General features: G+C 40.2%; 5 protein-coding genes. All 5 read right to left on the reverse strand.

What is annotated here, in order from left to right; all coding sequences use genetic code 11:
• Positions 1-47: 47 nt before the first annotated feature.
• The 5 genes from cysS to nifJ all read right to left on the reverse strand — a co-directional run bounded on the left by cysS (position 48) and on the right by nifJ (position 13,699).
• Positions 48-1,472 (reverse strand): cysteine--tRNA ligase, encoded by a 1,425-nt coding sequence (gene cysS, locus L877_RS0109910; RefSeq protein ID WP_026835934.1) that lies wholly within the window; start codon positions 1,470-1,472, stop codon positions 48-50.
• A gap of 19 nt (positions 1,473-1,491) precedes the next feature.
• The gene (locus L877_RS0109915) at positions 1,492-4,524 is read right to left on the reverse strand and encodes an HD domain-containing phosphohydrolase (RefSeq protein ID WP_051437809.1); all 3,033 of its coding nucleotides are present in this window, start codon (positions 4,522-4,524) and stop codon (positions 1,492-1,494) included.
• 115 nt (positions 4,525-4,639) lie between these two features.
• Positions 4,640-8,791: a hypothetical protein gene (locus tag L877_RS0109920; protein ID WP_026835936.1), complete on the reverse strand. Its 4,152-nt coding sequence runs from the start codon at positions 8,789-8,791 to the stop codon at positions 4,640-4,642.
• A 152-nt stretch (positions 8,792-8,943) separates the two neighbouring features.
• The gene (locus L877_RS0109925; RefSeq protein WP_026835937.1) at positions 8,944-9,987 is read right to left on the reverse strand and encodes a hypothetical protein; all 1,044 of its coding nucleotides are present in this window, start codon (positions 9,985-9,987) and stop codon (positions 8,944-8,946) included.
• 148 nt (positions 9,988-10,135) lie between these two features.
• Positions 10,136-13,699: a pyruvate:ferredoxin (flavodoxin) oxidoreductase gene (gene nifJ / locus L877_RS0109930; protein WP_026835938.1), complete on the reverse strand. Its 3,564-nt coding sequence runs from the start codon at positions 13,697-13,699 to the stop codon at positions 10,136-10,138.
• Positions 13,700-13,836 lie beyond the last annotated feature (137 nt).

Consider the following 13,836-nt stretch of genomic DNA (forward strand, 5'->3'; position numbering starts at 1 on the left):
ATCGGAAACGCATTCTGCTGGTCTTACTCACGTCGTTCGTAAGACAATTATTCTTCTATTGTCCAAACTACGCCCTCACGTGTATCCTTGATGATGATTCCCTTATCCTTCAACTCATCGCGAATTGCATCAGCTCTGGCAAAGTCCTTGTTCTTTTTAGCTTGGGCGCGCTCTTCTATCTTGGCTTCTATATATGCTACCAATTCATCATCGCCACCGGCATTGTCTTCTGTCTTTTCCCATGCCTTTGCAAGTCCCAGAGAGAGAACATAATCAATTTCCTCTATGATTGCTCGCTTTGTCGCATCGTTATAATCTTCCTTTAAAAGATCATATAGAACAGTGATTCCCATAGATGTATTAATATCATTGCTCATTGAAGCCGCAAATTTGGCCTTATATGCCTCTAATTGTTCGGCATCCACTTCTCCTTCGCCTGTGAGCTTTTTCACTCTATTAAGAAGCTTCTCGTAGGTTCTAGCCACATTGTCTAGGCCTTCCTCTGAAAACTCAAGTGGCTTTCTGTAATGCGACTGCAGGCAGAACATTCTATATACCATCGGATCATATCCATCTTCTTGAAGTTTTGTCACAGTAAGAAAGCCACCTTTAGACTTACTCATCTTACCTGACTTTGTATTCAAGTGGTTGACATGTACCCAATAATTACACCACTTGTGGCCTATATAGCTCTCACTCTGAGCTATTTCATTGGTATGATGTGGGAAGATGTTATCAACTCCTCCACAGTGAATATCCATATACTCGCCCAAATGTTTCAAAGCAATGCATGAGCACTCGATGTGCCATCCCGGATACCCTACGCCCCATGGGCTGTCCCATTTAAGTTCTTGATTGTCAAACTTAGACTTTGTAAACCAAAGAACGAAATCAGTCTTGTTCTTCTTGTTTGTGTCTTCTTCTACATCATCCCTAACTCCAACCTGAAGATCATCTTCATTCTGTGAAGAGAGAACATAGTAATCATCCAACTTCGATGTATCAAAGTAGACATTGTCTCCTGCCACATAAGCATACCCCTTCTCAAGGAGTTTCTCTATCATTTCGATAAAGCTATCTATACAATTTGTCGCAGGCTCAACCACATCCGGTGTCTTGATATTGAGCTTTTTGCAATCCTCAAAAAAAGCATCTGTATAAAACTTGGCAATATCCATAACCGTCTTATTCTCGCGCTTTGCACCTGCGAGCATCTTATCCTCACCGGTATCGCCATCGCTTGACAAGTGACCCACATCAGTAATATTCATTACTCTCTTTACATCATAGCCGACAAATCGGAGGTATTTCTCCAATACATCCTCCATGATATAACTTCTGAGGTTACCTATGTGAGCATAGTGGTAAACTGTAGGACCACAAGTATACATAGCAACCTTTCCAGGTACATTGGGGATAAACTCCTCAACCTTTTTCGTCAATGTGTTGTGTAAATAAACTTTCTGTTCCATGTTTTCCTCCAAAAAAATATTATTCATTTTCTGCATCTTCTGCAGTTTCAAATCGTACATCATCAAACACGCCAGATTCCGCAAGTTCGACAAAAACTTCCACGACCTCCGGACTGAGCTGTGTTCCTGCTACTCTCTTGACCTCCTTTACAACATCGCTCAAAAGCATCTGCTTTCGGTATGGTCTGTTAGAGTACATCGCGTCAAAAGTGTCCGCAACTGCAATAATCTTGGCCACCTTTGGAATTTCCTCGTCTTTTAATCCTCTAGGATATCCTGTTCCATCAATCTTTTCATGATGGCATCCTGCACCGAGCGCAAGTCCCGGCAAAAGCTCAACTCCTCTGAGAATCTCGAATCCATTGCTGGCATGGCTCTTAATTATCGCAAATTCCTCATCTGTCAGTCTTCCAGGCTTTCCTAAGATATCATCCGGAATACTGATCTTACCTATATCATGGAGCAAAGCTGTGTTGTAAATAGTCTCCAACTCATCTCCACTATATCCCATTTTCTCAGCAAACATTTTCGTATACTTGGCTACTCGGAAAGAATGACCATTGGTGTATTTGTCCTTCATATCTATGCACTTCGCAAATGCCTGAATAATTTGATTGATAAATACTCTGTCTTCTTCTTTCTTTTTCTCCAGGGCTCTAGTCTTTCGCCTAAATATCAAGTAAACAATTCCTACAACTATGGAAATCATGATAAAAAGCGAGAGAAGCATAAACCATATACTCTCATAAATAGCTTTTTTCTTCACTATTTGTAGGTCAATGCTGTTAAATTCCTTATTAGTTGTACTGCTATTAATTCCAAAGTGGAATGTATACTTTCCACCGGCTAGATTTGTATAACTGACAGGTTTTAATTGCTGTTTGGTAGAATAAATCTTTCTCGAATCAAATCCCTTCAGCATATAATTAACATTGGGATTAATAAGAGAATTGGTATGAACAAAGCTATATATAGTGAGACGCTTGGCATCTGAAGGAATAGTTATAGTCTTCTTATCGCCGACATAAATCTCCTTGTCATCAACAACAATAAATGGAACACTTATCTTTAACTTACTTACATCTTCCACATTATCATTGATATTTACAGATGCAACACCGGTGGATCCACAGATATATAAGTTTCCGCTGGCTCCAATATAACTTCTAGAATTGGCCGTTGTAACATATTCAAGCCCACTGTTCCTGTCATATAGAGTATAATTCATATTTTTCTTATTTTTCAACAAGTCATCCTTGCTTACAACATATATACCATGGCTACTCATGACCCAAACTCTATTCAATTTATCACAGAATAAATCAAAATTGTTGGAATATGGGAAATTAGAGATTGTCTTAACTTTCCCATTATCCATATATGCAAGAGAATTACTGGTAATAATCCATATAATATCTGAATCAGGATCTTTCTTTACTCGCAGAACTACTTCTGATTTGAGGCCATCTTGCATTCCAATTCGATTCACACTACCATCTACAATTTTATAAATTCCATCTCCATCACTTCCCAGATAAATAGCTCCATCCTTATCCTGACAAACGCCCAAAATCTCGGGATTTGCCACTCCATTTTTTTGATTGAAACTCTTTACCACTTTATCGTTGGAGATAATATCAAAACCACCGCTCTCAGCAACACCTATATCCCCATTGTTGAGTTCTATTATAGTTCGCAATTTGACAGATGACAATCCATCTTTAACGGTGATATTCTTATAAGTTCCCTTTTTTTCATTATACTTAACAAGCCCTTGGTCGCCATATGTACAGATCCAAAGATTGTTAGCAGAGTCTGTCTTAATTGCTCTAATTCTAATATTTTTCAACTGACGGGTAAGCTTATTCTCTACTTTATTATAATTCTTGTCAAGTAATTCCAAACCCTCGTCAGTTCCAATATACAATCTGCCCTCATACATACATGTGGTATTAACAACCATATTTTCGAGTTCAGCCATATCACTGACGTCATCAAACTGGTTGGCCACAATCTTTAATACTCCCTGTCTAGAGGACACAAACCATAGATTCCCCTCATAATCTGCCATGACGGAATCCACAGAATTATTCATTTGCACATCTTCTATTTTACTACATTTACCATTTTTATCAATATAAGAAATACCATTATCAGAGCAAATCCAAAGTTTTCCCTCAATATACTTGAGAAAATTAATGGTCTGAACAGGTAAATTGCTATTTTTTGACTTTACCTTGACACCATTGGACAAGTCGCAATGTATGATTTCTGAATTACGCGTGCCTATATATACACAATCCGGATTAGCGACATCCGGCTCCACACATTTTACCATTCCTATTCCATGCTCGGCTCCATTATAAAACCCATGAACTCTAAGCTCTTTGATTATGAAAAATGATCCGCTGGCAGTATCTCCGTAGATAACTCCATTCTCACCAATCTTTAACTCGTTGACATATTCATTATTTACCTGAGGATCGTCTATAGCATGCAACTTGGAGTCTTCAGAAGACACATATGCCATTCCGCTTGTTGTGGCCAGGAGAATATTTCCCTTGTCATCCTCTGCAATAGAGCGAATAGACATAGATTGCATGCCCTCGGCTTTATCAAATTTCTTAAACTTTCCATTTTCGTAAACCAATACTCCACTCTCATTGGTTCCAACCCAAAGTCTGTCCTTTGAATCCACGAACAAACTCACTACACTAGAAATGCCATAAGAAGAATCATAGGTAAAAAAATCTTTACCATCATATCTCATAAGACCACTATAGGCACCAACCCATATAAATCCATCAGATGTTTGAGCTACCGCATTGGCTTCTGATGTAGAAAGACCATTGCTATTATCGTATAAAATACTAGTATATCCAGCCCCCTTTACAGATAAATCAAGGCTGTTAGCCGCCTTGCTATGGCTAAGTCCACTTATTGCACTGACTTCTCTTTCGGAACGAACCATAGAGAAAGAACACATAAGACCTAGTATCATTATACAGCTAATCCCTCGGAATATTTTCCCACACTTTTTTCTAACCTTCACTGTCGACTCCTCCTCCACCTATGCTCTTTGTCGAGCAAGTATATATCTACGAGATATAATTTACTTCTATGGACGCCGATTACTCGGCGCCCAAAAAAGCCCACAATAAGGCATCTTATTTAATTACTTTCAGGTAAGAAGTATTTGACTCTTTGCCCTTCTTGGCCACACGACATACGACAAAGTACTTATACTTGACGCCACCCTGCTTGATAGAGATTGTCACGTCAGTACGTCCTATCTTCTTAGGTTTAACCTTGCCTTTTTTCGTCACCTTGGCAATCTTCTTCTTACTTGACTTGTACTTAACCTTTGCTTTCTTGCTCAAGTGTTTAAATCTGACTTTATATGACTTATTAGTTGGAATAAGCTTATAAAGTGCCACACTTGGAGCTTTGTACTTAGTCTTGTACTTGTATAAGCTGTAATTCTTCTTGAGATTCTTGCGAACCTTGAGATTTACAATATACTGAATCTGGCGTTTGCCCTTTGTTGCATTGATTATAAGCTTAGCTTTTCCAAGCTTCTTCTTGGTCTTAACAAGACCTTTTTTATTAATCGTTGCAATCTTTTTATTACTTGAACTACATCTGACTTTTGCCTTCTTAAAGTTGAGAAGCTTAATCTTGAATTTCATCTTGCGTCCCATAATCTTCTTCATGACAATTGTCGGAATATTTAGCTCTACAGTCTTGGCATTAAGTCTCTCGCCCTGACGGCCAAAATGTTCCGGAGTGGCTTTTGGCTTTGCATCATTTCCAGGCGCATTTGGCAGTCCGGATGGTGTCGGTGAAGCTTTTGGCCCTTCTGTTGGAGTACTTACAACTGTACCTCCACCAACTGCAAGTGGATTAACACTTGAATCTTTGGTTGAAACTGCTACAATCTTATATGTCATTCCCGGCTCAAGGCCTGAGAACTTAATCACATCATCTCCACCGGTTGTCCACTTGTCTGATGACTTTGGATCACTCTTATACTCTCCTGTTGTAGGATCCTTGGAAATTGTAACTACCTTGTACTCTTTGGTCTCAGGATCCTGCTCCATAACCGAGTATACTACATCCTTATCTGCAGGCTCAACTACTATATTGCCTGTATCATCATTCTTATCTTCCGGTGTATTATTATCATTATACTCTGTCTTTATATCCTTGCTTGGAGTTGTGATATACTTAATCGTCTCAGCAACTTTTATAGCTGAAATAATATATGAACCCGGATCTACCGTAAATTCGATGATTCCATTCTTTGTTCCCTTGTAATATCCAGGGTGCTCCGGATTGTTGGCATCAGGAGCATCAACTGTCACACCGTCGCGCTTTGTAGGCAGGTTTGTAAGCTGATTTCCCACTTTGTCAAATATTGCATAGATTGTATCTTCGTCCGTAGGCTTGACCTTAATCACAATTTTCTCCGGCTTACCTGTCTCCTCCGGCTGAGGATTAATGTCAATATCTGCAACTGTACGCTTTAACTCATATGGTGCAGACTCCACTGTTCCATAATATGGATCCTTACCGGTTACCCTGACAACAACCTTCTCATCAATGATATCATCGTTAACTGTCAGCGTTGGAGACTTGGCTCCTGCTATAGGCATAAGTGAACCATTATCAAGTACGATATACCACTGATAGTCTAACTTGTCACCATTTCTTACGTCCTCTGGACCAACGCCACTAATATCTGCTTTTAACACAGTTCCGACATTGATAACGTCCTGCCCATGGCTATCCTTCTCATCGTTGATAATTCTAGGATTTCCATTGATTGGCATCTTCACCGATGAACCATTCTCTCCCTCAATATCGTCATATGGCTTAACATTATTAGCATCATCATCACTCTCGGTCTTACCTTGAATCTTATATCCCTCAGCATCAACATAAACTGTTCCGGAATAAGAATTCTTTCCAGTTACCTTAAGTCTGATTTTCTTTGCTGCAACTTCACTGCCTGCTGTGTAACTCCTATCTGTTGCACCAGGAATATCCTCCCATTTGTTGGTTGTAGAATTAAATACCTGCCACTGATAGTTGGCATTTAAATCATTTATTGCCACATCCTCTGCTCCAGCTCTGAGTTCACTGAGTTTTATAGTTTCTCCGATATTTACTTCCTTTTTATCCAATTGTGCAAAAGTAATATCCTTTGTAGTTATCTGCACTCTTGATCCGTCAAGTCCATCTATGCTTGGATCAGTATCACCAGGCACAGCCTTCTTGACAAAATCATCCGAAACACCTGGCGTCACTGCGTAAGATCCGGTGGCATCAACATAAACTGTTCCGTTATATTCACCACTTCCTGTCACTTTACAGCGTATATAAGCCATTGTATACTGTGGCTCTACAACATAAATCGAAGAAGTTGCTCCAGGCAATGGCACCCATCCATTGGTCTCCCCGGCATACAGTTGCCACTCAAACTTGGCATTCTGATCATTTACCGGAACATTTTCACTTCCTGACATAATCTTGATTACGCTTACATCATCACCTGCTGCAATAGAGGTTCTATTGAGCTGAGCTGATGTAATAGTATTGCTGGCTGGCTCCGGTGTTACAACCGGTGTTGCCGTTGGCTTAATTGTCGGTGTTGCAGTTGGTGACTCTGTTGGCTTAACTGTTGGCGTAGCTGTTGGCTTTGGTGTTGGTGTAGATGGCTCTACATCTGAGTCAACAAAAATATTAAATGTATATGTGTGCTCATCACCTTTATTATCTACATAAACCACTTGGAAATAGTTATTTCCCTTTACTACTTCAACATCCTTAAAGCTGTCAAGTTTGAGAGTTTTATTTCCCGCACTGTTAGTTTTATAGAGATAAGTCTCTTTGTATGCATTATCTGTATAGCTGGTAAGGAAATCCACATACTCTCTTCCCTTATCACTTGTAACAGTTGCCACATATGGAGATGAGATTGTTCTCTCTTCTCCGTTGAAATTTGGCATCAAATCAACAGCTGTATCATTCTTGGTTATCTTAATATTTATAGCTGAACTTGATACATTAACAGTTTTTTCATCGTCCATCAATAAGACAGTATCATCTCCCGGATTAGTTTCCGGATTAACCATTCCTTTGTCATATGGACTATACTCAATATAATAGCCGTGGGCTCCCACACTGTTCACGTTAACTGTTGTATTTCTATTGGCCCAATCGTTCCATCCTCCATTTGCTGCACCATTATAGGCATATGTAGCAAACATCTCACGATTGTTATAATTATTAGGCTCCTGAACACTTCCAAGATTCCAATTGCTAAAATGGCTCTTATTGAACTCATCATTGATAGCTGTTCCTGTAAGTCCCTTGTAAAATGCCTCTCCTGCCTCCGGTCCGTCAACCCAGTACCAAGTCTGCATATTGTTGGTAATTGCAGCAATATTATCCGGAGCTTTAGAAGTAACATTCTGAGTTCTTACTTCATTCATAATCTTATATGTATCTGCATCATCGCCCGCTGAAGATGTGTTGTCATGTGTAACACCAATTCCATCCATATATACATAACGTGTTGCACCAATCCATCCCTCTACTGTTCCAAGAGCACTAACAACAAACTCTTGCTCCTCAGTGCTTGTGATGGTCGCAAGATAGCCTTTCATTCCATTAAAAGACTTCATCTTAGCAGCTGCATATGCATTCTGCCATGTATTACCATTATCTGCATTATTGTTCTCTGTTCTATATCTAACAAATTCGTAAAAATGCAACTTTCCATCTTCACCAACCATAACAGCTAAGTTCTCAACATTTACTGAACTGATAGCCGCATAGACGGTCTGTGGTGTTGTGGCAGATGCCTGTGTAAATACAATATTTTTGATATACTGAACTATTGTCTCTGTAGTGATATTACTACCTGTAATTGTAATAGCCTTATATCTGTCAGAATTTGAATATTTTTCCACATAATCTGACTTGTCAGTAACTCCCTTAAACTTGATGCCACTTCCAGTAACATTGTCAGGAGATGTTGGCGTAAAGTATCCACTGTTAACTCTTATAGAATATACAGTTAGCTTATCATTGTTATCTTTTCCCGTATACTCAATAGTTGGATTATTAAATCGATAAGTTCCCTGTGCCTTACTCACAGTAGTCGAACTTCCCAGGTCAATATAACCCACTTCTGTGCTACCCGCTGCACTTACTTCTCGGGTATTGTTTCCCAATTCCGGAATCACAGTGACAAGCATTACAAATGCAAGAATCACCGCAAGGATTCTAGAACGTTTTGTGTTGTAATTCATCTTAACTTCCTCCATACAATAAATATAAATAGTCACAACAGTATTTTACTATGTTTTTACTATAAAGTCAATTTTATGCACCAAAACACCCTCTTCGTCAGAGCATTCTGCCGAAAAGGGTGTTTAGAGTAAATAAAATCTTTTACATATTGTCAATTTTTGTCGTCCTTCTCCTCTGAGCTGTTGTCCTCCTGCATGGCGATGCTGACAGTGACTTTAAAACTCTTCTTTTTGAAGGTGACTGTAATTGTTGCATTGCCAACGCCCGTCGGAACAACTGTAATTCCGGAGTTATTGGCATTTACCTTCATAGATACGACTCCAGGATTAGAATTTTTCCACTTTACATTGGCATAATCCTTGGTATTCAAACCCTGAAAATCTATAGGTTTGGCTTTATTCTTTGTAGTCGTCTTGTTGTAATACGTAAGCTTCTTATATCCTACAGGATCGAAGCCTACCACGTAAACAGTGCAATAATATTTCTTGCCCTTGTACTGCGCGTAGATTTTGTAAGGTGCTCGGAGTTTCGCCGAAACCACTCCTTTTTTACTTACTTTAATCCACTTTCTGTCATCCTTGTTTGCCACTACCCACTTCACTTTTGAAGCCGGTGCATTCATAAGCTTTAATGTCTTCTTCTGTCCAACGTCAAAATATACGACGCTTTCTTTTAGTTTTACCTTTTTCTTATTTGCTTTTTTGCCAGCCTTCTTTGTTACTTTTGTACTCTTTTTTGTAGCCTTAGATGAATTTTTTTTGCTACTTTTAGCGGCTGTAGAAGAAGATGAAACCAACTCTCCTATAATAATACTTTTCTTCTTGCTCCACGAACCAAAAACTTTTGATTCTCCGTCGAGAACATATGCTCTCAACCTAACATAATACGTGTTTCCTTGTTTCAACTTTCTCGCACCCGTCTTGGTTGCATCGGAATTATCGATACTGCAAGTCCAAACGCCCTTGGTAAATGATGAGTTGTTTGCCAGCTGAAGTTCAAAGCCATCGCACTTCTTGGACAACTTTTTCCAGAAGATATTAAAGCCCGTATCAACCTTAGTTATCTTGGTAACCACGACCTTTTCCGGCTTTTTTACAGAAGCCGCCTCACTCGCTACGCTCGAGGAAAATATTCCTATGAGAATGGAAAGTATCACGAGTATTGACAACACACCCTTATCCAGTTTGCCTAACATTATTTCACCACCTTTTCAATAGTGTTTCACAAGTGTTTAGTTTTATCGCATCAATAACTATTTTAAAACATCCCACAAGGAAAGGATGAATCCTTGAAACATGCCTAACCTTGTGGGAATATCATAGCTCTATATTATAATCCGTAGATTATTTGTATAATTCAACAAGCTTCTCTAAGTGCTCGAAACGAGCCTTTGCTGCTTCCTCTGATTCCTTGAAGAGTCTCTCTGCTCTCTCTGGGAATGGTTTGATAAGACGTGTATAACGTGCCTCGTTGTTGAGGAAGTCTTGGTAAGAACCGTCTCCTGCTTTTGATACAAGAGTAAATGGATTCTTGCCCTCTGCCTTAAGCTCTGGATTGAAGCTGAAGAGATTCCAGTAACCAGCCTTAACTGCTGCTTTCATCTCATCCTGGCAGTGATTCATTCCGCCCTTAGCGATTCCGTGGAGCTCGCAAGGTGCATATCCGATGATAAGTGATGGACCATTGTATGCCTCTGCCTCTGCAATAGCCTTAACAGCCTGTGCAGGATTTGCTCCAAGAGCAATCTGAGCAACATATACATATCCATAACTCATAGCGATTTCAGCAAGACTCTTCTTACCAACCTCTTTACCAGCTGCAGCGAACTGACAAACTTCTCCAATGTTTGAAGCCTTAGATGCCTGTCCACCTGTATTAGAATACATCTCTGTATCGAATACCATAACATTGACATTCTCACCAGATGCAAGTACGTGATCAAGACCACCGAATCCGATATCGTATGCCCAACCGTCACCACCGAAGATCCATACAGACTTCTTAGCGAGGTACTGTTTCTTAGCAAGAATAGCCTTTGTCTTATCACACTTATCAGCAATCTTCTCAAGCTCTGCAATCATAGCCTTAGTTGCTGGTGTGTTAGCCTTTGTATCATCCTTAGTCTCGATGAACTTAGCGATAGCATCCTTGAGTTCAGCTGATGCCTTATCTGAAGCAGCAAGCTCCTCAAGCTCTGCAATTGCATTGTCACGGAGATACTTCTGTCCGATGTACATACCCAAACCATGCTCTGCGTTGTCCTCGAACAATGAGTTTGACCAAGCAGGACCCTGCTTTGAGTCTTTGTTTACAGTATATGGTGATGTAGCTGCAGGACCGCCCCAGATTGAAGAACATCCTGTTGCATTAGAGATATACATCTGCTCACCGAAGAGCTGTGTAACAAGTCTTGCATAACTTGTCTCAGCACATCCTGCACAACTTCCTGAGAACTCGAGAAGTGGCTGATTGTACTGTGATCCGATAGGAGTTGCATCAGTAAATGCAGGCTTAATATCTTTCTTACCAACTGTAGCTACTACATAATCAAATACTGGTTGCTCATCTGCCTGAGTCTCCTGTGGAACCATCTTGAGTGCGCCCTTAGCAGCTGCCGGACAAACAGTAACACACTCGCCACATCCCATACAATCAAGTGGAGAAACGCTCATTGTGAACTTCATTCCCTCACCTGTTGCATGCTTAGAATCAGCAAGCTTGATGTTTGATGGAGCATTCTTAACTTCGTCAGCATCCAAGATAAATGGTCTGATAGTTGCATGTGAACATACGAATGCACAGCTGTTACACTGAACACATGTGTTAGGATCCCACTCAGGAACCATAACTGCTGTTCCACGCTTCTCATACTGAGATGCACCAATCTCAAACTGTCCATCTGCGATATCCTTGAATGCAGATACAGGAAGATTGTCACCATCCATAAGTGCGATAGGATCAAGAAGCTCTGTAACCATCTTGACAACCTCTGGTCTTCCCTCATAAGCCTTCTTAGGAGCATCAGCTTCTGGATTAGCCCATGATGCAGGAACCTCTACCTTATGTACAGCATCTACACCAGCATCGATTGCTTTGTAGTTCATCTCTACTACTGCGTCACCCTTCTTTGAGTATGACTTCTTAGCAGCAGCTTTCATATATTCAACGGCCTCATCGATAGGCATGATATCTGCAAGCTTGAAGAATGCAGACTGAAGAATTGTATTAGTACGTTTACCCATACCAATCTCGATAGCCTTGTCAATAGCATTGATTGTATACAACTGAATATTGTTGTCAGCGATATACTTCTTAGACTCAGCAGGCATATGCTTGTCAAGCTCTTCATCCGACCACTGACAGTTAATCATAAATATTCCGCCAGGCTTAACATCCTGAACCATCTTATATCCCTTAACAACATATGATGGGTTGTGGCATGCTACAAAGTCAGCCTGATTGATGTAGTATGGACTCTTGATTGGGTTGTCACCAAATCTCAAGTGAGAAATTGTGATACCACCAGTCTTCTTTGAGTCATACTGGAAGTATGCCTGGATAAATTTATCTGTGTGGTCACCGATAATCTTTGTTGAGTTCTTGTTAGCACCAACAGTACCGTCTCCACCAAGTCCCCAGAACTTACACTCTTTTGTTCCTGGAGCAGATGTGATAGGAGCTGGCTTAACCTCTGGAAGTGAAAGATTTGTTACATCATCCACGATACCAATTGTAAATCTAGCCTTAGGCGCATCCTTAGCGAGCTCAGTATAAATAGCAAATACTGATGAAGGTGGTGTATCCTTTGATCCAAGACCATAACGTCCACCTGTAAGGATAATATCATTCAAACCAGCCTCACGAAGTGTTGAAGCCACATCAAGATAAAGTGGCTCACCAAGTGATCCTGGCTCTTTTGTTCTATCAAGAACAGCAATCTTCTTAGCTGTCTTAGGAATAACCTTCAAAAGGCTCTTAGAAGACCATGGGCGGTACAAACGAACTTTGATAAGTCCAACCTTCTCACCCTTAGCTGTCAAGTAGTCGATAACTTCTTCTGCTACGTCACAGATAGATCCCATAGCGATAATAACTCTATCAGCATCCTCTGCACCATAGTAGTTAAACAAATCATAGTTTGTTCCAAGTTTGTCATTAATTTTCTTCATGTATTTTTCAACAACAGCTGGTAACTCATCATATACTGTGTTACAAGCTTCACGATGCTGGAAGAATACGTCACCATTCTCGTGAGAACCACGCATGGCTGGCTTTTCAGGATTCAATGCATGTGCACGGAATGCCTCAACTGCATCCATTGGGCACATCTCTTTGAGATCCTCATAATCCCATTTCTCAATCTTCTGGATTTCATGTGATGTACGGAATCCATCGAAGAAGTTGATGAATGGTACTTTACCCTCCAATGCAGCAAGATGTGCTACAGGGCTAAGATCCATAACTTCCTGTGGATTAGTCTCTGCCAACATGGCAAAACCAGTCTGACGACATGCATATACGTCACTATGATCACCAAAGATATTAAGTGATTGTGTAGAAACTGTACGTGCAGAAACATCAAATACACAAGGGAGCTGCTCAGCAGCAATCTTATACATATTAGGGATCATAAGCAAAAGTCCCTGTGATGCTGTAAATGTTGTTGTAAGAGCTCCAGTAGCAAGTGAGCCGTGAACCGTTCCGGCTGCACCAGCCTCAGACTGCATCTCTACAACTTTAACAGTGTTTCCAAAAATATTCTTCTGTCCTGCAGCAGACCACTGATCTACTGTATCTGCCATTGGGCTTGATGGAGTAATTGGATAGATACCTGCAACTTCTGTGTATGCGTATGCAACATGAGCTGCTGCTGTATTTCCGTCCATTGATTGTTTTACTCTAGCCATTTGTTCGAATCCTCCTTAAAAAAATTTTTTATTCGCTAACTTATATTTTAGCACCAATGCCAAAAAATGTAAAGCAAATCCAAAAAAAACTTCACATTCAAAAAAAGCCGAGTCCACTAGGATTTACCTAGTAGACT

It is taken from the genome of Eubacterium xylanophilum ATCC 35991 (assembly GCF_000518685.1).
Taxonomy (GTDB): domain Bacteria; phylum Bacillota; class Clostridia; order Lachnospirales; family Lachnospiraceae; genus Eubacterium_F; species Eubacterium_F xylanophilum.

Coding starts and splice junctions, on each gene's coding strand:
- cysS (WP_026835934.1), bottom strand. CDS start 1,472: ATGGAACAGAAAGTTTATTTACACAACACATTGACGAAAAAGGTTGAG.
- L877_RS0109920 (WP_026835936.1), bottom strand. CDS start 8,791: ATGAATTACAACACAAAACGTTCTAGAATCCTTGCGGTGATTCTTGCA.
- L877_RS0109925 (WP_026835937.1), bottom strand. CDS start 9,987: ATGTTAGGCAAACTGGATAAGGGTGTGTTGTCAATACTCGTGATACTT.
- nifJ (WP_026835938.1), bottom strand. CDS start 13,699: ATGGCTAGAGTAAAACAATCAATGGACGGAAATACAGCAGCAGCTCAT.